The sequence below is a fragment of the Levilactobacillus suantsaii genome (genome assembly GCF_014069315.1).
In the GTDB taxonomy this organism is placed as follows: domain Bacteria; phylum Bacillota; class Bacilli; order Lactobacillales; family Lactobacillaceae; genus Levilactobacillus; species Levilactobacillus suantsaii.
In genome coordinates, this window is the sequence record NZ_CP059603.1 from 56,463 (window position 1) to 76,986 (window position 20,524).

At 51.7% G+C, this 20,524-nt stretch carries 20 protein-coding genes, 1 tRNA gene and 2 pseudogenes; 11 read left to right on the top strand and 12 right to left on the bottom strand.

Annotation, left to right across the window (positions count from 1 at the left end):
• The first annotated feature begins 9 nt into the window (after positions 1-9).
• The 4 genes from H3M12_RS00295 (at position 10) to H3M12_RS00310 (ending at position 2,740) form a co-directional block, all read left to right on the top strand.
• Positions 10-906 (top strand): ABC transporter ATP-binding protein, encoded by an 897-nt coding sequence (locus H3M12_RS00295; RefSeq protein WP_129032023.1) that lies wholly within the window; start codon positions 10-12, stop codon positions 904-906.
• Complete coding sequence (locus H3M12_RS00300; RefSeq protein ID WP_129032025.1) at positions 899-2,113, top strand: ABC transporter permease; 1,215 nt, start codon at positions 899-901, stop codon at positions 2,111-2,113. The genes H3M12_RS00295 and H3M12_RS00300 overlap by 8 nt, the downstream gene beginning before the upstream one ends.
• Before the next feature lie 13 nt (positions 2,114-2,126).
• Positions 2,127-2,498 (top strand): hypothetical protein, encoded by a 372-nt coding sequence (locus H3M12_RS00305; RefSeq protein WP_129032027.1) that lies wholly within the window; start codon positions 2,127-2,129, stop codon positions 2,496-2,498.
• Positions 2,499-2,667: 169 nt separating this feature from the next.
• A tRNA-Ala gene (locus H3M12_RS00310) sits at positions 2,668-2,740 on the top strand.
• A 188-nt stretch (positions 2,741-2,928) separates the two neighbouring features.
• On the opposite strand, the pseudogene H3M12_RS12785 reads toward H3M12_RS00310, so the two are convergent.
• Both H3M12_RS12785 and H3M12_RS00315 read right to left on the bottom strand, forming a co-directional pair.
• Positions 2,929-3,156, bottom strand: a pseudogene (locus H3M12_RS12785) (transposase); the annotation flags it as partial.
• 262 nt (positions 3,157-3,418) lie between these two features.
• Positions 3,419-3,919: a GNAT family N-acetyltransferase gene (locus H3M12_RS00315; protein WP_129032029.1), complete on the bottom strand. Its 501-nt coding sequence runs from the start codon at positions 3,917-3,919 to the stop codon at positions 3,419-3,421.
• A gap of 117 nt (positions 3,920-4,036) precedes the next feature.
• Between H3M12_RS00315 and H3M12_RS00320 the strand changes: the two genes are divergently transcribed.
• From H3M12_RS00320 to H3M12_RS00335, 4 genes and pseudogenes are all read left to right on the top strand, one after another.
• Positions 4,037-5,149 (top strand): ABC transporter ATP-binding protein, encoded by a 1,113-nt coding sequence (locus tag H3M12_RS00320; RefSeq protein WP_129032030.1) that lies wholly within the window; start codon positions 4,037-4,039, stop codon positions 5,147-5,149.
• Positions 5,136-5,945 (top strand): ABC transporter permease, encoded by an 810-nt coding sequence (locus H3M12_RS00325; RefSeq protein ID WP_129032032.1) that lies wholly within the window; start codon positions 5,136-5,138, stop codon positions 5,943-5,945. The genes H3M12_RS00320 and H3M12_RS00325 overlap by 14 nt, the downstream gene beginning before the upstream one ends.
• A complete protein-coding gene (locus H3M12_RS00330) occupies positions 5,942-6,742 on the top strand; it encodes an ABC transporter permease (protein WP_129032034.1) in 801 nt (266 codons plus the stop codon). The genes H3M12_RS00325 and H3M12_RS00330 overlap by 4 nt, the downstream gene beginning before the upstream one ends.
• Positions 6,739-7,795, top strand: a pseudogene (locus H3M12_RS00335) (ABC transporter substrate-binding protein). The gene H3M12_RS00330 and the pseudogene H3M12_RS00335 overlap by 4 nt, the downstream one beginning before the upstream one ends.
• A gap of 115 nt (positions 7,796-7,910) precedes the next feature.
• On the opposite strand, the gene pstB reads toward H3M12_RS00335, so the two are convergent.
• The 4 genes from pstB to H3M12_RS00355 all read right to left on the bottom strand — a co-directional run bounded on the left by pstB (position 7,911) and on the right by H3M12_RS00355 (position 11,528).
• The gene (gene pstB, locus H3M12_RS00340; protein ID WP_129032036.1) at positions 7,911-8,714 is read right to left on the bottom strand and encodes a phosphate ABC transporter ATP-binding protein PstB; all 804 of its coding nucleotides are present in this window, start codon (positions 8,712-8,714) and stop codon (positions 7,911-7,913) included.
• A 12-nt stretch (positions 8,715-8,726) separates the two neighbouring features.
• Positions 8,727-9,614 (bottom strand): phosphate ABC transporter permease PstA, encoded by an 888-nt coding sequence (gene pstA / locus H3M12_RS00345; RefSeq protein WP_182150763.1) that lies wholly within the window; start codon positions 9,612-9,614, stop codon positions 8,727-8,729.
• Positions 9,604-10,557 carry a phosphate ABC transporter permease subunit PstC gene (pstC, locus tag H3M12_RS00350; protein WP_182150764.1) on the bottom strand — a complete coding sequence of 318 codons (954 nt, stop codon included), beginning with the start codon at positions 10,555-10,557 and terminating at the stop codon, positions 9,604-9,606. The genes pstA and pstC overlap by 11 nt, the downstream gene beginning before the upstream one ends.
• Before the next feature lie 77 nt (positions 10,558-10,634).
• Positions 10,635-11,528: a phosphate ABC transporter substrate-binding protein PstS family protein gene (locus tag H3M12_RS00355; RefSeq protein ID WP_129032042.1), complete on the bottom strand. Its 894-nt coding sequence runs from the start codon at positions 11,526-11,528 to the stop codon at positions 10,635-10,637.
• Between the two features lie 317 nt (positions 11,529-11,845).
• Between H3M12_RS00355 and H3M12_RS00360 the strand changes: the two genes are divergently transcribed.
• Positions 11,846-12,196, top strand: coding sequence for a hypothetical protein (locus H3M12_RS00360; RefSeq protein ID WP_129032044.1), 351 nt, complete (start codon positions 11,846-11,848; stop codon positions 12,194-12,196).
• A 75-nt stretch (positions 12,197-12,271) separates the two neighbouring features.
• Here H3M12_RS00360 and H3M12_RS00365 read toward each other — a convergent pair whose 3' ends face one another.
• Both H3M12_RS00365 and H3M12_RS00370 read right to left on the bottom strand, forming a co-directional pair.
• A complete protein-coding gene (locus tag H3M12_RS00365) occupies positions 12,272-12,478 on the bottom strand; it encodes a hypothetical protein (RefSeq protein ID WP_129032046.1) in 207 nt (68 codons plus the stop codon).
• A 52-nt stretch (positions 12,479-12,530) separates the two neighbouring features.
• Complete coding sequence (locus H3M12_RS00370) at positions 12,531-12,794, bottom strand: PTS sugar transporter (protein WP_182150765.1); 264 nt, start codon at positions 12,792-12,794, stop codon at positions 12,531-12,533.
• 135 nt (positions 12,795-12,929) lie between these two features.
• Here H3M12_RS00370 and H3M12_RS00375 point away from each other — a divergent pair, with 135 nt between their 5' ends.
• Positions 12,930-15,308, top strand: coding sequence for an ATP-dependent DNA helicase (locus H3M12_RS00375; protein ID WP_129032050.1), 2,379 nt, complete (start codon positions 12,930-12,932; stop codon positions 15,306-15,308).
• Positions 15,309-15,383: 75 nt separating this feature from the next.
• Here the strand turns inward: H3M12_RS00375 and H3M12_RS00380 are convergent, their stop codons facing one another.
• On the bottom strand, positions 15,384-16,424 hold the full coding sequence (locus tag H3M12_RS00380; RefSeq protein WP_182150766.1) for a lactonase family protein: 1,041 nt from the start codon (positions 16,422-16,424) through the stop codon (positions 15,384-15,386).
• A gap of 203 nt (positions 16,425-16,627) precedes the next feature.
• Between H3M12_RS00380 and H3M12_RS00385 the strand changes: the two genes are divergently transcribed.
• Positions 16,628-17,074, top strand: a complete 447-nt coding sequence (locus tag H3M12_RS00385) for a GNAT family N-acetyltransferase (protein WP_129032054.1) — start codon at positions 16,628-16,630, stop codon at positions 17,072-17,074.
• A gap of 115 nt (positions 17,075-17,189) precedes the next feature.
• On the opposite strand, the gene H3M12_RS00390 is transcribed toward H3M12_RS00385, so the two are convergent.
• From H3M12_RS00390 to H3M12_RS00400, 3 genes are all read right to left on the bottom strand, one after another.
• Positions 17,190-18,761, bottom strand: a complete 1,572-nt coding sequence (locus H3M12_RS00390; RefSeq protein WP_129032170.1) for an APC family permease — start codon at positions 18,759-18,761, stop codon at positions 17,190-17,192.
• Positions 18,762-18,859: 98 nt separating this feature from the next.
• On the bottom strand, positions 18,860-19,567 hold the full coding sequence (locus tag H3M12_RS00395; RefSeq protein WP_129032055.1) for a VIT1/CCC1 transporter family protein: 708 nt from the start codon (positions 19,565-19,567) through the stop codon (positions 18,860-18,862).
• 15 nt (positions 19,568-19,582) lie between these two features.
• The gene (locus H3M12_RS00400) at positions 19,583-20,269 is read right to left on the bottom strand and encodes a VIT1/CCC1 transporter family protein (RefSeq protein ID WP_129032057.1); all 687 of its coding nucleotides are present in this window, start codon (positions 20,267-20,269) and stop codon (positions 19,583-19,585) included.
• Positions 20,270-20,524: the final 255 nt, after the last annotated feature.

The following is a 20,524-nucleotide window of genomic DNA, read 5'->3' on the forward strand; positions in this document are numbered from 1 at the left end:
AGCGCCAACATGTTAAGCATTCAGCACATCGAAAAACAGTTCGGGGACGTGCAGGCCTTAAGCGACGTTAGTTTTGACGTTGCCAATGGTCAAATCGTGGGGCTGATCGGCCAAAACGGGGCTGGTAAATCCACCACTTTTCATAGTATCCTCAACTTTATCACCTATGGGGGCCACATCACCTGGCAAGGGCATCCCTTGTCCACCAAGGACTTCGACCACATTGGCTATCTGCCAGAAGAGCGGAGCCTAATGGCCAAACTGACTATCGAACAACAAATCATATATCTCGCCCGGCTCAAAGGGCAACATGCTAAGGACATTCGACCACAAATCGATGACTGGTTGGCAAAATTCGCGGTCAAGGGCACCCGCAAAAGTAAAATCAGCGACTTGTCCAAGGGTAATCAGCAGAAGGTCCAACTGATCTGCACCCTGATTCACCGCCCGGACCTGCTAATTTTAGACGAGCCGTTTAGCGGCTTAGACCCAGTCAACGCCGATTTGCTAGAACAGGCCATCCTAGATGCCAAGCAACGGGGCGCCGCCATCATCTTTTCCAGTCACAATATGGAAAACGTCACCGAAGTTTGCGATAGTCTCGTCATGTTACGGACCGGCCACGTGGTGCTCCACGGCACCTTGCAGGAAGTCCGCAGTCAATTTGACAAGACCGAATTGTTCGTGACGACGCCCTGGTCACCCGATAAATTGGCACAATTGCCAGGCGTACTCAAGGTCATCCCCCGCCAACCGGGCCAGTATCGCCTTCACTTGGCCGACGCCAACGCGGGCCGCGCCATTTTCCAAGCCCTCACGCACGGCGAATACATCGAAGAATTCAGCCAACAACCGCCAACTCTCGATGAGATTTTCCGCTTGAAAGTGGGTGAAGCCGATGCGTAAGACTTGGATTGTGACCTGTGAGACCTACCTCCGCCAGGTCAAATCGTGGAGTTTTCTGTTCATGATTTTAGGCCCTTTCGTGATGCTGGGGCTGGTCTTAGGAATCACCTACGTTAGTTCCCAAAGCAACGCTAGCAGTACCAAGGTCGCAGTCGTTTCCCCCACCCCGCAACTGCGCCAAAACTTCCTGGCCAGTCACCCCTCTAATATCGAGTCGACCATCAAAACGGTCCCTGCCGCGAAACAAGCGCTCCACAAAAACCATTTGGCGGGCTATCTGGTCCTCACCCAAGCCGGTCATCAGGTACGCGCCGACTTTCACTGGAACCAGTCGTTAGACAGTGGCGTTAAGGCGCAAATTCAAAATTATCTCACGCAGGCCCAACAACGACAAAATTACCAGCAGGCCCAGTTGACGCCCAAACAACAGCAGGCCCTACAACAGGCCCCACAACTCAAACAGCTCATCGCCAAAAAGACCGGGGCCGCTAATACGGCTAAAATGATTTCGTTTTGGTTGATCGTCACGTTGATTTACATCATCTTGATTACCTATGCTTCGATCACTGCCCAGGAGATTGCATCGGACAAGGGCACTAAGATTATGGAGATTATCTTCTCGAGTACCACGGCCGTTAGCTACTTCGTGGGCAAGATCACTGGGATTCTCCTGATGATTCTGACCCAAATCGTGATCTACCTGTTGGGTGGTTGGGCGATTTACAGTTGGGCCCTCAGCCAGCCGCACTTCCACGCCATGTGGGAGCAGTACCGCACGTTGATTTCGACCGTGATTCACAACCTGTTGAACCTGAATTTGCTGTACCTGTTGCTCGGGGTGATTCTCTTTACCCTGGTCGCCGCCTACAGCGGGGCCGTAGTCGCCAAAGCCGAGGACGCCTCGAAGGCCGCCCAACCGATTACGTTACTAGGGATGGTCGGTTTCTTCGCCACCTTCCCCTTCCAAAACAATCTGGACGCGCTACCGGTCAAAATCATGTCGTATATCCCATTTCTGTCGTCGTACTTTATGCCCCTGCGAATCATCAACGGCACGGTCAGTCTCGAAACTCAATGGATTTCGCTGGCCCTGGCCCTCTTGACGGTGATCCTGCTAGCCGAGTATATTGGACGGCGATACCAGAAGTTGATGTTGCAGACCGACAGTCACAGCGTTTGGCAACACCTCTTCAAGCACCACCACTAGAAAGGAAGTCACTATGGCGGAAAAAGACCGTTATTATCAACCCAGTGACGTCACCGACGCCCTGACGGAAGTCCAAAAATTATTCAACAGCTACCGCAACGCGCCGTTGACCCAGGAGCTCTTCGATTACCATCAAAAGTTATTGGGCCGTTTGACCAGCGACTTGCCGGCCGCCGCTAAAGCGGAACACCGCGCCGATTTAGTCACCGCCACGCAAGACATGGCTCAAGCCATGCAGCGCTGGACACAGGTGCGGCTGACCGGGCAACCCTATCCGGGACGTCTGCGCCACTTCAAGTTTGTGCCCGACGCAACGGGTCCCAAGTTCAAGCGCCACGTAGTCAAGGATCATGGCTCGGGCACTCACCGCAGTAGTCGACACTAAGCGCCATCCATCAACTAATTAAAAGCACTCCGGTAACGCAGGCAAAATGCCTGGTGTCACCGAGGTGCTTTCGTTTGGCAATTCACCTAATGGAAGCTATAACAAAAATTTTCAAATTCGATATTCACATTTTGCATGGAAGTGCTATAATTAGACACGTAAGTTTTTCGGGCCCTTAGCTCAGCTGGGAGAGCGCCTGCTTCGCATGCAGGAGGTCGTCGGTTCAAATCCGGTAGGGTCCATTTTTGATTGTTTAGAGATAGAAATAGTCGCTTAAAATACTGTTGTTACAGCATTCTTGATTTTTAGGGATGCTGAGAAATAAATAAACTTACAGGGGCGTTGAACTCATCGGCTGATATAGTCGGTGAGTTTTTTTATACGACTCTTTGTCAACCGTTGTTGATGAGGAGGTTGCTCGGAATTCAATTCACTTTCGAATTGGGTTCCTTTTCTTTATTCTGATTTTAAATTCGATTTGAATCACGGTAAATAAAGTTTCGCCAGTTACGATAACCATATGCTGTTCGTTTAATTTGTGCTTAGTTCCCTCAATTGAGCCGTTTAAGAGTGAACTACTGGTTATATTTTTAATTAATTGACGGTTCTTGGTAAACGTTTCGTGCGTTGCATCAAGCTGAGAACTTATATTCTTAAGGGTAACGTTAAAAGCAGTTGACTGCCCTCTCTTGAGGTCAGTCAACTGCTTTAGCTTGCAGAAGTCCCCATCAGTCTCAATTGGGCTCACCCCCCCAGTAAGGTCACTGGCGTATCTAAATGGTGAGCCGTGAACCATTGCCACCGTTGCGTGTAGAATTGATTGAAGGCTCGAATTGATTAAATGCCAATTGCTTGCGCCCTGTCCTTTGGGACCATAAACTGAGGATTAACGTGGCTGATCACCTTATCCGCAATACCACTTAGGCCTCAAACCGTCGGCCCAAGATATCTAAGCTTCGCAGCTGCCCGTCAAGGACTGCCACGTCAGGTAAATGCCCCCACCACGCAAACCCATTTTTAACGAATAGTCCCTGACTAGGGGCATTGTGACTAAAGACATAGGCCACGATGGTTTTGAGACCTAACCGGGGTAACTGCGCCGTCACAAAGTCCAACGCGTGTTGGCCCAAACCCTGGTGATGAAAAGCTGGGTCGATGTACAGGCTGATCTCCGCCGTCTGATAATACGCTGGGCGCCCATAAAAGGATTCCAGGCTGACCCAGCCCGCAATCTGTTGACCAACTTTTACCACCCAAATCGGGCGGCTAGCGGGATCAAAGGCCGCAAACCAGGCTTCGCGGTCCGCTACCTGAACCGGTCGAGTATCAGCGGTAGCTAGTCGTCCAGGAATACTGTCATTATAAATTGCAACGATACGCGGGAGGTCCGCCCGCTGTGCCGTTTTAAACGTCAGGTCCATCTTGCGTCACTTCCTTATAAGTTTTTATTATAGCCTAACTCGATGGCCACCACCATCTGCCATCACTATGTCACTTTGGTTGGCCCACTTGCCAATTTTGCTAAAGGAGGGTTTCTCATGACTCAACCCATGATCGAACTACGTCACGTCACGCAACGGTACGGGACCCACACCATTTTAAAGGACGTGAGTCTGGCCCTGGAATCAGGAAAGTTCTACACGTTGCTGGGGCCTTCGGGATGCGGTAAGACCACCATTCTGCGAGCTATCGGCGGTTTCGACCAGGTTACGGCGGGCGACATCTTCTTCGACGGGAAACGGGTCAACGACCTGCCCGCCAACCGGCGCAACGTCAACACGGTCTTCCAAGACTACGCCCTCTTCCCTAACATGACGGTGGCCCAAAACGTGGCCTTTGGGTTGACCATCAAGAAGATGCCCGCCGACAAACGTGACGACGAGGTCGCCAAAGCCCTGAAACTAGTCCGCCTCAGCGACTACGGCAACCGGGCCATCAGTGCCCTGTCTGGCGGGCAACAACAACGGGTCGCCATTGCTCGCGCCATCGTGATGCAGCCCCGGGTTCTGTTGCTCGACGAACCCCTCTCAGCTCTCGATGCTAAACTCCGCCGGGCCATGCAATACGAATTACGCGACCTGCAACAACGCTTAGGCATCACCTTTTTATTCGTAACCCACGACCAAGAAGAGGCCTTGGCTATGAGTGACGATATCTTCGTGATGAACGCCGGCGAGATCCTCCAAAGTGGCTCGCCCGTCGCCATCTACAACGAACCGGTCAACCACTTTGTCGCCGATTTTATCGGTGAAAGCAATATTTTGCCCGGTCACATGGTGGCCGATTACCAGGTCAGCTTCGATAATCGCACCTTTGAATGCGTCGACGCGGGCATCCCCTCTAATGAACCCATCGAAATCGTCATTCGGCCCGAGGACCTGACGCTGACCGACCTCGACCACGCCAAGCTCAAGGTGACCATCGATAACCAACTCTTCCGCGGCGACTACTACGAGATTGGCGCGACCGATGACCAGGGCCATTCCTGGCTAATCCATTCGGTCCGTGCCACCGTCGAGGGCCAGCAGGTCGGCCTCACTTTCCAACCGGACGACCTCCACGTCATGCGCCTTCACGAACGGGAGGCCGACTTCGAAGCACGCTTGGAAACCTATGAAGAAGTGGAGGGGACGGCTCATGACGAAGCGTAAAACTTGTGGGTACTTCATCCCCTACGGTCTCTGGTTAGGACTTTTCGTAATTGCGCCCGTTGCGTTGATCGTCTACCAATCCTTTTTCAGCCTGGACCATCACGTGACCTTGGCGAACTACGCCACTTACTTTCAATCCGGGGTCTACCTCAAAATGACGTTGAATTCTGTCTGGTACGCTTTTCTGATCACCCTCTTCACCGGGCTCATCAGCTACCCCACGGCCTACGTCCTGCGCCAGTTGAAGCACCGCCAATTCTGGCTTCTGCTGGTTATCCTCCCCACCTGGATCAATATTTTACTCAAAGCCTACGCCTTTATCGGCATCTTCAGTCAAGACGGTGTGGCCAACAGCTTTTTACGCTTCATCGGTATCGGCCCCCAGCAGTTACTGTTCACCAACGCCAGCTTTATCTTTGTCGCGACCTACATTCAAATTCCGTTTATGATTTTACCCATCTATAATTCGCTGGCCGATCTAAATCCGGCCTACATCAATGCCAGCTTAGATTTAGGCGCAACCCGTTGGCAAACTTTTTACCGGGTGATTTTCCCGCTGACTCTCCCCGGTGTGAAGGCGGGTGTACAGGCCGTTTTCATCCCTTCACTGTCCCTCTTCATGTTGACCCGTCTGATTGGGGGCAACAAGGTCATCACACTGGGAACCGCCATTGAAGAACATTTCTTGACCACCATGAACTGGGGGATGGGCTCGACGATTGGGGTCGTCCTCATCGTGGCCATGATCATCGTGATGCAACTGACTAACGATCATTCGGGGAGGTCTTCACAATGAAAAAGCTCTCACGCGTTTATCTGGTTTTGGTGTTCATCGTCCTGTACCTGCCCATTCTCTACCTGATTGCTTATTCCTTTAGCCAGGGCACGACTATGACCAACTACCACGGGTTTACCTGGCAACATTACCGTGACCTCTTTGCCGACCCACGGATGCTAGCCATCGTGGCCGATACACTACTGGTTGCCCTGCTGTCTTCGCTGATTGCGACCTTGATTGGCACGTTAGGTGCGTTGAGCATTCACCGCACGTCTAAACGGGTTACCCGCGATGTCTTGTTGAGCTTAAACAATATTCTGATGGTTTCCCCGGACGTCATTATCGGGGCCAGTTTCTTAATCTTTTTCACCACTTTGAAAGTCCCGTTAGGCTTCACCTCGGTGTTACTCAGTCATATCGCCTTCGAGATCCCCATCGTGGTCTTGATGATTCTGCCCCGCCTACGGGAGATGTCGCCTTCACTTCTCTGTGCCGCAGCCGATCTCGGCGCGACCACCCGTCAACAACTCAACAAAATCATCATTCCGTTCATCACTCCGGGCATCATGGCGGGCTTCTTCATGGCTTTGACCTACTCCCTCGATGACTTTGCGGTGACCTTCTTCGTGACCGGTAACGGCTTTTCGACCCTGTCCGTGGAAATCTACTCTCGGGCTCGGCAAGGGATCAACCTGGAAATCAACGCGCTGTCTGGTGTCATGTTCATCTTCTCGCTTCTACTAGTGGGCGGCTACTACCTCCTACAACAGGGCAACGCGAAACGCCGGCAACGGAGTCAGGAGGCGGCCCAATGAAACGTTTAATCAGTCTCGTCATCGGCTTATTAGCCATCTGTGGGCTGTTAGCCTACACTGGCAATCGTCTACAACGTTCAAGTGGTGATTCCGGCAGTAAAGTCCTCAACCTCTACAACTGGGGGGATTATATCGATCCGTCTCTACTGAGTAAGTTTCAACGCGAAACGGGTTACCACGTCAACGTCGAGACCTTCGACAGCAACGAAGCGATGTTCACCAAACTCAAGCAAGGGGGAACCCACTACGATTTGACGGTCCCCAGTGACTACATGGTCAGCAAGCTCAAACAGGCCCACTTACTCCAACCTATCGACCGGCACCGGTTGACCGGCATGCAAAACTACGACCCGCGCTTTTTAAATCAGTCCTTTGACCGCCACAACCGCTACTCGATTCCGTATTTCTGGGGTACCTTGGGCATCATTTATAACGACCGCTATATTCGCCCGGGGACGCTGACTCACTGGTCCCAACTCTGGTCACCTAAGTACCGCCACCAGATCATGCTGGTCGATTCCGCCCGGGATATCCTGGGCATGGCCTTGGTCGAACGGGGGGAATCCATGAACACCACGAACCCGCAGACCCTACTAGCGGCCACCCACCGGCTCGACCAACTCAGTCCCAACGTCAAAGCCATCGTCGCCGATGAAATCAAAATGTACATGATTCAAGACGAAGCCGCCATTGCGGTGGACTGGTCCGGAGAAGCCGCCGAGATGCTGGCGTCCAACAGCCACCTGCACTACGTAGTGCCTAAAGAAGGCAGTAACTTGTGGTTCGACAACCTGGTCATTCCGAAATCCGCCCAGCACTATCAAGCCATTTACGCCTTCTTGAACTTCATGAATCGACCGGAAAACGCCGCCCAAAACGCCGAATACATCGGTTACGCCACCCCCAACGCCAAAGCTAAGGCGCTGTTACCAAGAAGCGTGCGCAATGACCGCCAGTTCTATCCTGATGACGCAACGATTCGCCATCTGCAAGTCTACCGCAACCGTCCAACTGTATAACGACCGTTATCTCGAATTTAAAATGCACCATTAACGCCAAACGACCAGCCTCCGCAAGGGGTGCTGGTCGTTTTAGCTCAAACAAAAAGACCCGTTACCACGCCGAATCTCCGGCAGGCACGAGTCGCTGGGTTTGAATTATCGTTTGTTTAACCGAAACTTCCGGAAACGTAGTCTTGGGTGACTTGAATTTGCGGGGTACTAAACATCGTGGTCGTCGGTGAGTATTCCATCACGTGACCCAGGTGGAAGAACGCACACTGGCTACTGATTCGGGCCGCTTGTTGCATATTGTGCGTCACGATGATAATCGTGTACTTCTTCTGCAACTCCAGAAGGGTCTCTTCGACCTTTACCGTGGAGATGGGATCTAACGCGCTACACGGTTCGTCCAAGAGCAGGACGTCCGGGGACATGGCCAGTGACCGCGCAATACACAGTCGCTGTTGTTGCCCCCCAGACAACGCCAAGGCGCTCTTATCTAATGAGTCCTTAACTTCATCCCATAAAGCCGCCCCTTGCAAACTCTGTTCGACCCGCTCATCGAGGACCTTTTTATTCTTGACCCCCGTCGCTCGTAAAGCGTAGATGATGTTTTCCCGAATCGATTTGGCGAACGGGTTGGGCCGTTGGAAGACCATCCCGATGTGCCGCCGAATTTCATAGATGTTAACATTTGGCTGGTTGATATCCACCCCGTGGTACCAAATCTTACCGGTCACCGTGGCAATCGTATCGTTCATCCGGTTCAACGACCGTAAGTAGGTGGACTTCCCAGACCCCGAAGCGCCAATCAACGCCGTAATCTGGTTCTTCGGAAAAGCCAGACTGGCATCGTGCATCGCGTGGTTACTGCCGTAAAACACTTGCATGTTTTCGGTCTTCATGGCCAACGTCGTATGCTCATCAAACGTCTGAACCGCCGTTTTCTCAAAAGAATAATTTTTTAGCATCAGCTGACCTCCCTATTTACTGGCCGTGACGCGCCGATATAGGTAGTTCCCTAACACCCGCGCAAACAAGTTGAACAACAGCACCGCAATAATCAAGACGGCCGACGCCGCCGCTGATAACTGCGCGGCGTTAGTAGCGAGACCTTCCGTATTGACCTTCCAGATGTGGACCGCTAATGTTTCAGCGGGTCGAAACGGGTTCAACGGACTGGCTGCGTCCATCGGGTTCCAGTCACTGAAGTTCGTGACCGGGGCACTTTGACCGGCCGTGTAAATCAGCACAGCGGCTTCCCCGAAGACCCGCCCGGCACTCAACACAATCCCGGTCACGATGCCGGGTAAGGCTACGGGCAAGATGATGCCAATCTCAGTCTTCCACTTCGACAACCCTAACGATAAGCCCGCTTCCCGTTGACTCCGGGAAACGGCGCTCAAGGACTCTTCGATGTTCCGCGTCAATAATGGTAAGTTAAAGAACGTCAAGGCAATCGCCCCCGAAATGACCGAAAAGCCAATCTTGAATTTCACCACGAAGAGTAGGAAACCGAACAGCCCTACAACCACGGATGGCAGTGAACTCAAGACTTCAATGGCAGAACGAATCAAACGCGTCCGCCAATTATCCTTCGCGTATTCGGCCAGATAAATCCCGGCTCCCAGCGAAATAGGAATTGAAATCAGCATGGTTAAAATCAGCAGGTAGAAGGAATTGAACAGTTGGATACCGATACCTCCCGCCCCACTAAAGGAATCCGCGGATCCGGTCAGAAATAACCAGCTCACGTGCGGCAATCCTGAAATTAAGATGTAGGCCAGTAGGAAGGCCAGAATACCGACGACCGTTGCCACGATCACGTCGATAATAATCGTTGCCAATAAGTCTTTCCATTTAGCGTTCATGACTCAGTTGCCCCCTCTTTGCAATGACCCGCACTAAGGCGTTGAAGAACAGTGACATCAGTAACAGAATCAGTGCTAGTGACCATAAAGCGTTGTTAGGCAGGGTCCCGTCGATAGTGTCCCCAATTCCCGTCGTCAATTGACTGGTCAACGTTGCAGCTGGTGAAACCAGGTTCTTGGGCATGATGGCCGCGTTACCGATGACCATTTGGACGGCTAGAGCTTCACCAAATGCCCGCGCCATTCCGAAGATAATCGCGGTCAAGATTCCGGGCGTCGCGGCCCGTAAGATGACCCGCGAGACCGTTTGCCACCGCGTCGCCCCTAAGGCCAACGAAGCTTCCTTGTAGAAGCGTGGTACGGCTCGTAAGCTATCGACGGTCATCGTCGTAATCGTCGGTAAGACCATGACGAACAGCACGAAGGTCGCCGAGATAATCCCGAAACCGGAACCACCGACTAGGTGCCGCATAAACGGCACGACTACGGCCAGACCGATGAACCCGTACACCACGGAAGGAATCCCAACTAGCAGTTCAATCACCGGTTGTAAGAACTTCCGCCCGCGTTTCGGGTCAATCTCGGTCATAAAGATGGCCGTCCCAATCGCGAAAGGTGTCGCGACTAATGCAGCGGCAAAAGTCACTGCAAACGATCCGACAATCATGGGTAAAGCCCCGATTTTACCTTGGTCAGGGGCCCAGTTGGTCCCACTTAAGAATTGCCAAACGTTGACGTGGTTCTGCGTAAACGTGGCAATCCCTTTCGACGTGATGAACCATAACATTGACGCCACGACCAAGATAATAATTCCGATACACGTGTAACTAATGCTCCGGCCTAACCAGTCTTCATGGGTTGCCCGGGTCGCGTGATGCAGAGTGTACGCCCAATCCTTCGTCTGGGTATTCTCCTGCTTAAAACTCGAATTTGTTTGCTCCATAAGATAACTCTCCTTTAAAAAAGGTGAAGGTGCGTTTGACGTCTGCACCTTCACCCGACCATTCACCTTAAGCTGGATTATTTAGACGTCACGACGCCCTTAGCATCCTTGGTGACTTGCATGTCATGAATACTAATGTAACCCATGTCTTTGACCAAACTGTTTTGGACGTCCTTCGACGTCATGTAGCTTAAGAACGCTGCCGTGGTTGCGTTAGGCTTGCCCTTAGTGTACATGTGTTCGTAAGACCAGATCTTCCACTTGTTGTTTTCCACGTTGTTGTCGGTTGGGGCAACGTTATTGATGGAAAGTGCCTGAACTTTGTTCGTGTAGTAGGAGAAGGCTAAGTAACTCACAGCCCCTGGCGTCGTTGCGACAATCTTTTGAACGGCACCATTAGAGTCTTGTTCTTGTGACTTAACGGCGGTCTTTCCTTTCAAGACAGCATTTTCAAAGGTTGCCCGGGTCCCAGAGCCCTGTGCCCGGTTAATGATGACGATCTTTTGATCCTTACCACCGACCATCTTCCAGTTCGTAATCTTACCCGTAAAGATCTTCTTCAGTTGTGACATCTTCAAGTTCTTCACACCGGCATCCTTGTTGACGACGGGGCCCATCCCCACAACGGCCACCTTGTGGTCAGTCAACTTGCTAGCGTCAATCCCCTGCTTTTCTTCCGCGAAGATATCAGAGTCCCCGATTGAAACGGCACCGGATTGAACCTGGCTCAAACCAGTTCCGGACCCACCGCCTTGCACCGTCAAGTTAACCTTGCTATGCTTCGATTGAAAGTTAGCGCCGGCCTTGGCTGCTAATGGTTGTAACGCCGTTGACCCTACTGCCGTTACCTTACCAGAAAGTGCTGCACTACTGGACTTACTGCTACTCGTTGAGCTCGTGGCTTTACCACAGCCAACCAACAATAAGCTGATCGTTGCAAATCCCATTGCTAACTTCGTTCCTTTATTCATCCCTGTCACTCCATGTCTATTAGATATAGTCGGTACGTCAACTTTGTAAGTCAGGCAACGAACTCCGTGACGCCTCCCCTTAACTTACAAAACTAATTTTAAGCGACGAATATATAGTAATTGTCGCAATCATGTAAATTTTGAGTAAATGTTGAGCGTTTTACGCAAAATTGCCCGCGAATGCCGGTAAAACAGGGTACCGTGCCATCATTTAGGGGGCGTTCGACCAGGATTTTACCCCGATTACCGCCGGAGTGGTGGAACAATTGCGTCCCCGCGCAAAAATGGCTAAAATTAAGACTAAGAGGTGATTCGAAGTGGCAAAAAAGGATGAAAAACGGGCACGGCACGCTATTATCGTCGACATGAACGATTTCTTGATGGATTACGCTGCTGGTAAATTAGGCCAACAAGCTAACCTCGCCCAACAAGTCGCGGCAGCCGGACAACCTGATTTGACCGGTTTAGATGACTTATTCAAGGATGAGGGGGTCGGCCGGCGTACCAAGTACGAAGAGGTCGCCACGGGATTTTTACGAGATAAAGACAACGTCAACGCCGTCGAAGAATCCAACGACGTAAAGGCCGCCAGCACGGAACTGACGAAAGAAGCAATTGCGTACCTTGGTAGCCATCCCAACGAGTTTAACAAATGGGAAGAAGCTTAACTAAACTAAAAGAGACCCGGAAAACAAAGCTTTCCGGATCTCTTTTAGTTTAGACTACATCGTGGACTCAATGACCTACTGCCAATTCCACAGGTCAGCCTTCATTTTAGTAGCAATAATCTTGGTCAAAAAATCGATAAACTGGTCCGGCATGTATTGAGCGGCTTCAAAACTGGTTGGTTCGCCGTCCACCGTCGTGATCATCGTCCCCTCATGAGTCAGGGTCAACCCATACTTGGGCGCCACCACCGTACAGAGCCGGTCGACTTGCTGTTCGTTCATCACAAAACGCCCCCTGATTTGAGCTTAATCAAAGCGGGTGGGCGCGTCAAGGTCAATAACAATACTTATCTTTAGCGAGTTGCTGGTGAATGGCCGCAGCCAGGCCCCCTTCATCGGGCCCCTCCGCCACGATTTGCATGAATTCACCACCGTGATTGCTAAGTTCCGCAATGCCCGGCTGTTTGCGGGGATCAAGTTCGATATCCCGAATACGAATCATAACATTACCCGTGTACTTTTGACAGACTTTTTGCAAAATGGGGGCTTCGTCTGTCGCTGGAATCGTCGGGTATAATGGGAGTCCAATTGTCTTCATAGTAATCACCTCATCTTTATTGTAAGCGATTTCACAAGTGAAGCCAACCCCCTTTACACGCTCGCGTCAAAATGACGGCGAACGTGCGTTCAAAAAAGTATGGTATGATGGGGCTCAGAAACGGAGAAACGCAACATGCCAATCAAACTTGGGGTGCGCGACTTAGTCGAGTTCACCTTACGAACCGGCGATCTCGGGACCACCACGAACAGTCAGAATACCGCTTTACTCGGTGCCCAGATTCACCGGCGGCTCCAAAAACAGCGCGGCAACGACTATCAAAAAGAATATTATCTGGATCTCCCCCTCACACTGGTCCACCACGACTATCTCCTCCACGGCAGGGCCGACGGGGTCACCCTGCACGACACCACGGCCGAAATCGAAGAAATCAAAACTTCAGACACCCCGTTTGACCAACTGAGTGCCAATACGTTGACGTTGTACTGGGGGCAAATCAAGCTTTACGCGCACCTGCTCTTTTGCCAACTACCCAAGCTCACCGAACTTACCCTGACTTTGACTTACTACCAGACCGACACAGACCAGGTGACTCAGACCACCCAGACCATCGACCCGGAGAGTGCCAAGGCCTTCTTCCAGCAAGTCATCGATGACTACGTGGCCTGGTTGACCCTCAAGGCCGAATTAAGGGCCCGCCGTGACCCCACGATTCAAAGTTTGACCTTTCCATACGGGCAGTACCGTCCGGGCCAACGCGAATTAGCCGTAGCCGTTTACAAAACGATTCTCAGTCACCAACGGCTTTTTGCCGAAGCGCCGACCGGGACGGGCAAGACCATTTCGACCCTGTTTCCCACCATTAAAGCCATCGGCGAAGGCGTCATCCAACGCATCTTTTACCTGACGGCCAAGCAAAGTACCCGACGCGTGGCCGAAGAAGCCCTCGACTTAATGGCGACTAAGGGACTCAAGCTCAAGAGCATCACCCTCACGGCCAAGGCCAAGATTCAATTTCCCGAAGAAGAGAACCTGTTGCCCGAAAACAACCCGTTCATGTTGGGTTACTACGACCGCCTCAAACCGGCGTTACTCGACTTGATTCAACACAACGACCAACTGACTCGGCCCGTCATCGAACGCTATGCGCGCAAACATACGCTCGATCCGTTTGAATTTCAATTGGACGCTAGTCTCCTTTGCGACGTGGTCATCGGGGACTACAACTATCTGTTCGACCCGCAAGTCCACCTTCAGCGGTTCTTCGCCACGGCCGACCCCGAAAACTTCTTTTTGATCGATGAAGCCCATAATTTGGTGGACCGCTCCCGCGATATGTACTCGGCAGCCATCAGCAGTGCGCCACTCGACGCGCTAATCGACAGCAGTCGTGACGCGACTCAGGCCACTCCTAAGCTACGCCGGCGCCTGCAAGATCTCCGGGCCACCTTCGATGACGTCAGCGCGCCGCTGCGGGAAAGTCGCCAGACCGACACCACCTTTCTGACGCCGCCGGAAGCCTTCAACCACGATCTTAGTCGGCTCATCGAAGCCATCCACGATTGGCTGGCTGACCAAGCCCAAACGCCGTTTACCCAGGCGATTTTGGACTTCTACTTTACGGCCATCAGCTACCAACGTATCGGGGAATATTATGACGACACCTACCGGATGCGTTTGACGGTGGACCACACCGGCATCACTTTGAAACAACTCTGCTTGGACCCCAGTGCCTTTTTGGCTGACAGTCTGGCATTGGGCCATGGCGCCGTGCTTTTTTCCGCCACGCTCTCCCCGCTTGATTACTACCAGACCGTCCTAGGGGGCGGCCCCAAGAGCCTAGCTTACCGCCTCGAGTCGCCTTTTGATCCGCACCACCAGGGATTGTTCATTACCAATTACATCCAAACGACTTACAAGCAACGCCAAGCTAACCTGGCCAATATCCTGTTAGCTATCAAAACCATGATCGACAGTCATCAGGGTAACTACCTGATTTTTTTGCCGTCGTACAGTTATCTCCTGACGGTTAAACAAGCCTTTAGCCTGGCCTATCCGCAAGTTGCAACGATCGCCCAGGAAGCGCAGATGACCGAAGCGGCACGGCATGATTTCTTAGCGGCCTTTCAACCGCATCCTAACCAAACCTTAGTTGGCTTTGCGCTCCTGGGAGGCATCTTCGCCGAGGGAATCGACTTGCAAGCTGACCGGCTAAGTGGTGTCGGTATCGTTAGCGTGGGGCTTCCTGGAATCAGCCCCGAAAACGACCTGATTCGCGACTATTTCGACCAGCAAGGGCAACCCGGCTTTGCCTTTGCCTACCAATTGCCTGGGGTGAACAACGTCTTTCAAGCCGCTGGACGCCTGATTCGCGGGGCTAAAGACGTCGGTGTCGTCTTGCTGATGGACCAACGTTTCGCCACCACCCGTTACACGTCACTTTACCCGCAGCATTGGCAACACTACCAGCGCCTGTTTCGTCCCGAACAATTGCAACCGGCACTCCAACAATTTTGGGCCGGCGTGACCAACCCGTTGTCCGGGGAATCCTAAGTACACAAAAATTGCGTCCCCACCCAATCGGTGTGGGTACGCAATTTTTAATTAATTTCACTTTTAATCAATTACTTAAGCGGGTAACACGCTGACGCCTTCGGGAACCATAAAGTCCTTTTGGGCCAAGGTCAGTTTCCCAGTCGCGGCATCGCGCTTAAACAACGAAGCGTTGTCGGAGTTTTGGTGAACTACTAAGACTAAGCTTTCGTCAGCCGTCCAGTTGAAGTCGCGGGGGAAGTCCCCTTCCGTGGCGATGCGTTGAATCTCGGTCAACGTCCCATCGTCGGCCGTCTGCAAGACCGTGATCGAGTTATTGCCCCGGTTGGAAACGTAGACGAAACGACCATCACCACTTAACCGAATGGCGGCTGAACCGTTGTGGGCGGTCCAGTCATCAGGAATCACATGGGTGATCTGCTTAACGGCTAATTGACCCGCCTTTTCGTCGTAGGTCAACGTGGCCACGTTACTGCTCAGTTCGCCCACCAGATAAGCCACGCCCTTGGTAGCATCGAAAACGATGTGCCGCGGACCAAAGCCAGCCGGCAAGTCGAGGTGACTTACAGCTGATAGCTTCCCGGCATCCGAGACATCATAGAGGTAGACCCGGTCCGTCCCCAAGTCACACACAACTAAGCGCTTATCCGGCGTCAAGTCGGCGTAGTGCGGGTGCGGCCCATCGGCCTGCTCTGGCGCAGGACCCACGGGATCCGTATCGGTCACTTCGTCAGCCACGGTCAAAGCCCCATCCTCGGCAATCTTGTAGACCGTCACTTCAGCAGTGTGGTAGTTGGCCGTATAGACCAATTGCCGATCCTCATCGACAGACACGTAAGCCGGTGACGACCCCGGTGTTAAGACTTGTTGAATCGCCCGCGGCTTCTTATCCGTCATGTCATAGATGATCAAACCACCCTGGGTCTGACCATCGCTTTCCTTTTTGTTGATGACGTACAGGCGGTGGGCCTTCGACTTCGCAATGTAAGTTGGGCTGCCGGCAGATGCCAACCATTCGCACTTCGTCATTTCAGCCGCGTCTGAATCGACGCTGACCTGATAAATTCCACGACTAATGCGTTTGGTATAAGTCCCAATGTAAAACTCTTCAGTCATACTGTTACCCCTTTCAACTTATCTGTATCCTCTTTAAGTATAGCACAGCTCCTAAACGAACCTGCTAGAGGGGCCCTTTTCGTCGCCAAAGTCCTGACTGGTACTTCCTGCATAGAACCGGTAAAATAGACTTAACTTACTGGTTGACCGGGGCAATCTCCTCGATAGCTTACCAGTCTTATCGCAGAAAGGACTCCTGTACTATGTCTAGTTTTGAAGGCTACCATCCCTTAATGACGCCCACGTTTCGGTTTGATTGGCTGACTCAATTTCGTCTGAAACACGTGGCGACCTTGACCCATCAAGGCTTAGCCGAAACTGCCGATTGGTTGAATACCGTCATGCGCCAAACCATGAGCCGTCAGGCCTTGACCTGGGGCATCGAGCGCCGCGCTACCCGCAAACTGGTGGGCTGGGGCGGCTTTCAAGCTATCGATTTACCCGGCCACCGCGGCGACGTTTATCTGACCGCCCCTCAGTTACCCAGCAGTGAACAACAAGAAATCTTGACCCGGTTGGTGAAATTCGCCCAATCCGAATTGGAATTCACCACCTTAACGTTGCTCGACGATCACGACCTCGATACCACGGTCTTGACGACGTTAGGCTTCACCCCTCGTCAGAACCACCAGTGGCGCTTAAAACTTTAATTCTATGACGACCTAAAAAGAGCTCATCAGCCAGTTGAACACTGGTTGATGAGCTCTTTAGTTTGGTTTCAAAGTGAATTAAGTTAGTTTGCTGATTTAACTTTCCTGATGAAACTTACGAGACCCGTTCATTTAAGTCGACCGCTAAGTCCATGGAATCACTCCGGTAAGCATCGTGTAACCCCAATGCGTAACAAACCAAACTTCCGGCGGCAACCGCCACGAAATCCAGTGGATAAGGGATCCAACCCAAACCACTAAATTCATGACTTCCCATGAGAGACATTAGGGTCAGCCAAATCATTTCGAATAACAGCCAACGGCTTCCCCGGAGACTGTTACGAATCTTCCGCCACCCCGCAGGCTCACGGACTTCATAGTAAACGTAGAAGACCAAGCCCAGGGCAATGACCCCGAAGACCTCTACGGTCGTCGGCCATTTGGCCCAGTAAATTGCCAGACTAGCCAACGCGTAGGATAACGGCGCCCACAATTTGGCGTGTGGCATCCGGTAAGGCCGAACGAAATCCGGTGCCTGATGCCGCAAACTAATGACCGTGATAGGACCAGTCAGATATGCAATCAACGTTGCCGTTGAAATGACATCGGACAACGCACTCCAGTTCCGGAAACAAGCTACCAATAAGACCCCGAGGACCATATCAGCCACCATGGCCCGCCGAGGAGTCTGGTACATCCGGTTGAATTCACCCAACCGGGTCGGCATATGCTTGTCGGCCCCCATTGCGGCTAAGGCCCGACTGGCCGTGGCAACGAATGAGACCCCGGTCCCGAATGGCGACACGAACGCATCCAAGTAGAGCAACGTGGATAGCCACCCCAGGTTCAGCAAAATCGCGATATCCGCGAACGGTGACTGGAAGTTAACCCCAGACCAGCCGTGAATCAATGAGTGCGCTGGAACGGTCCCGATAAAGACGATTTGGAGCAACGTGTAAATGACCGTACTAATAGCAAAAGCAATGATAATTCCCCAGAAAATATTCTTTTCGGGGTGGTCAATTTCGTTCCCCATGTTAATGGTCGTCTGGAACGCGTTGTACGAGAAGATAATCCCGGCAGCGGTCGTGGCCGCGAAGATTGGCGCGGTCCCACTCGGCATGAAGCATCCCTGAGCCATAAAGTTCGACGAATCAAAACCGGTCAAAAACAGAACGATGATCGTCAACGTCGGAATCCCTAATTTGAAAATCGAAATAAAACTCGTGAACCGGGTCATCAACTTAACCGACCAGAAGTTCAGTAGCGTAAACGCCAAAATAAACAAGAACACGATAAATAATCCCAAGTTCGTGATATTGCCACCACTTAGGAAGCCCCGGGTCCAGTTGGCCCAGGACCATGGCCACGAGCTCATGTATTGAACCGCGGCAACAGCTTCAATGGGAATGATCGTTAACAGTGACAACCAGTTCGCCCAAGCCGCCACGAACCCTAACAGGGGCCCGTGGGAAAAGGCAGCGTACTGGCTCATCCCCCCACTGGACGGAAACATGGTTCCTAATTCAATGTAGTTCAAAGCAATCAAGCCAATCACAACGGCCCCGATCACCCAAGATAGAACCGCAGCTGGCCCGGCAATTTGGGCGGCCATTCCGGCACCAAACAGCCAACCAGAGCCAATAATGGCACTAAGTGTTAGCATGACTAATGAAAATAGACTCATTTTACGTTGTTTCAAGCCAAAATTCCTCACCTTCGTCAGATTAGTGCCATTTTACTCCTGTCAGCGAGTAATGCAATGATAAGGCCCTCATAATCCTCTCAGAAGAGCTGGCCAACGTAGTAGTGAATGAACATGGTGATGATGCCGACGACGATGTTGCGGATGATGGCCGTTTTGACCAGACCATGCCCTAATTTTGCACTCAAATAACCGGTCAATGCAACCGATAGAATCACCGCAGTGATGGTCCCCGGCCATTGCCAAGCCACCGGCAAAAACGTCATGGCAACCAATGGGAAGACCCCACCGGCCGAAGCAGAAAATAAGGACGAAAATGCAGCGTTCCATGGGTTCATATAGTGCCCTAATTTAATGTCATAACGAATTCCCACTAAAGTTTCCAGCGCATTTTTACTCATCAGATCTTTAGCGATTGCTAATGCGGTCGCGGACGAGACGCCGCGTTGCTCGTAGAATTTCTGCACTAGCGCTTGTTCACCGGCATAGTCTTTTTTTAATAATTTCGCTTCTTCGGCCACGGCCGCCTGCTCCGTGTCCTTTTGGGTGCTCACGGACGCGTACTCCCCCGACGCCATCGAGAAAGCGCAGGCAATCAAATCCGACAGTCCCGCGATAAAGATGGTGAACTGATTGGTCGTGGCAGCTGCCACACTGAACAGGACCCCGACGACGGTCAGGATTCCGTCATTGGACCCCAGGACACCAGCCCGTAAGGTATTCAGTTTTTCTTCCATCGTCTGGTGTTCTTTTTGTTTTTTTACTTGCACTGAATCATTTGCTACCATTATTTAACGCCCCTTTTATGCAAATAAGTGACCGATACCGTAAGTCACTAACATGGTCAAGACTCCGGCGACCACGTTACGAATCGTACCGTTGCGGCGATTGGCGTTGCCAAGCACCGCCGCTAAGTACCCGGTGATCGACAACGCGATGATCACCGCGATGAACGTACCGATAATCCGGAGATTCTTGGGCAATAACCCGATGGAAACCAGCGGCAAGATTGACCCAGTTGGAAACGAGATCATTGAAGCGATGGCCGCGGAAAATGGATTGGTGTACTCCCCGACATTGAACCCGAAGCGTTCCCGCACCGTAGTCTTCAACGGGTCTTTTGTCATCATCTCGTGGGTCGCTTGTTCCGCTAGTTCGGGCTTAATGCCACTCGCCACGTACTTGTTCTTAACGAACGCGAACTCATCGGTGTACTGGTCATCCAGCGCCACCGTCTGCGTTTCGATGGCTTTACGTTGGGCGTCCTTTTGCGTATTCACCGACACGTATTCCCCCATGGCCATCGAGACGGTCCCGGCAATCATACCGGCAATCCCGGAAATGAAAATGGCAAAGCTACTAGTTGCCGCTCCAGCCACCCCCAAGACAATCCCGGCGACGGATAAAATGCCATCATTAGCCCCCATGACACTAGCCCGTAAGACGTTGACCCGTTGGGCTAACGTAGCTGGCTTCTTCTTTCCTTTCATTACTGCCTACCCCCTACAATTCTTTTAGACACAGTACTTTCATCATAACACGAGTCCAATTTAAAAGTTTGGTGTCCTTAAAATTTTATTTATATTAGAATTATTATTACCTAGCAACGGTTCTATTTTACCATGAATTCCCTGAAAGTAAATCGCTCCCGCTCAAGAATTTAAATTAAGTACGAATTATTCTAAATTGAGCAGAAGACTGGAAGTCTTGCTAAAATGTGGTTTAATAGAGTCAGACAAGACTAA

Coding starts and splice junctions, on each gene's coding strand:
- H3M12_RS00295 (WP_129032023.1), top strand. CDS start 10: ATGTTAAGCATTCAGCACATCGAAAAACAGTTCGGGGACGTGCAGGCC.
- H3M12_RS00300 (WP_129032025.1), top strand. CDS start 899: ATGCGTAAGACTTGGATTGTGACCTGTGAGACCTACCTCCGCCAGGTC.
- H3M12_RS00305 (WP_129032027.1), top strand. CDS start 2,127: ATGGCGGAAAAAGACCGTTATTATCAACCCAGTGACGTCACCGACGCC.
- H3M12_RS00315 (WP_129032029.1), bottom strand. CDS start 3,919: ATGGACCTGACGTTTAAAACGGCACAGCGGGCGGACCTCCCGCGTATC.
- H3M12_RS00320 (WP_129032030.1), top strand. CDS start 4,037: ATGACTCAACCCATGATCGAACTACGTCACGTCACGCAACGGTACGGG.
- H3M12_RS00325 (WP_129032032.1), top strand. CDS start 5,136: ATGACGAAGCGTAAAACTTGTGGGTACTTCATCCCCTACGGTCTCTGG.
- H3M12_RS00330 (WP_129032034.1), top strand. CDS start 5,942: ATGAAAAAGCTCTCACGCGTTTATCTGGTTTTGGTGTTCATCGTCCTG.
- pstB (WP_129032036.1), bottom strand. CDS start 8,714: ATGCTAAAAAATTATTCTTTTGAGAAAACGGCGGTTCAGACGTTTGAT.
- pstA (WP_182150763.1), bottom strand. CDS start 9,614: ATGAACGCTAAATGGAAAGACTTATTGGCAACGATTATTATCGACGTG.
- pstC (WP_182150764.1), bottom strand. CDS start 10,557: ATGGAGCAAACAAATTCGAGTTTTAAGCAGGAGAATACCCAGACGAAG.
- H3M12_RS00355 (WP_129032042.1), bottom strand. CDS start 11,528: ATGAATAAAGGAACGAAGTTAGCAATGGGATTTGCAACGATCAGCTTA.
- H3M12_RS00365 (WP_129032046.1), bottom strand. CDS start 12,478: ATGAACGAACAGCAAGTCGACCGGCTCTGTACGGTGGTGGCGCCCAAG.
- H3M12_RS00370 (WP_182150765.1), bottom strand. CDS start 12,794: ATGAAGACAATTGGACTCCCATTATACCCGACGATTCCAGCGACAGAC.
- H3M12_RS00375 (WP_129032050.1), top strand. CDS start 12,930: ATGCCAATCAAACTTGGGGTGCGCGACTTAGTCGAGTTCACCTTACGA.
- H3M12_RS00380 (WP_182150766.1), bottom strand. CDS start 16,424: ATGACTGAAGAGTTTTACATTGGGACTTATACCAAACGCATTAGTCGT.
- H3M12_RS00385 (WP_129032054.1), top strand. CDS start 16,628: ATGTCTAGTTTTGAAGGCTACCATCCCTTAATGACGCCCACGTTTCGG.
- H3M12_RS00390 (WP_129032170.1), bottom strand. CDS start 18,761: ATGAGTCTATTTTCATTAGTCATGCTAACACTTAGTGCCATTATTGGC.
- H3M12_RS00395 (WP_129032055.1), bottom strand. CDS start 19,567: ATGGTAGCAAATGATTCAGTGCAAGTAAAAAAACAAAAAGAACACCAG.
- H3M12_RS00400 (WP_129032057.1), bottom strand. CDS start 20,269: ATGAAAGGAAAGAAGAAGCCAGCTACGTTAGCCCAACGGGTCAACGTC.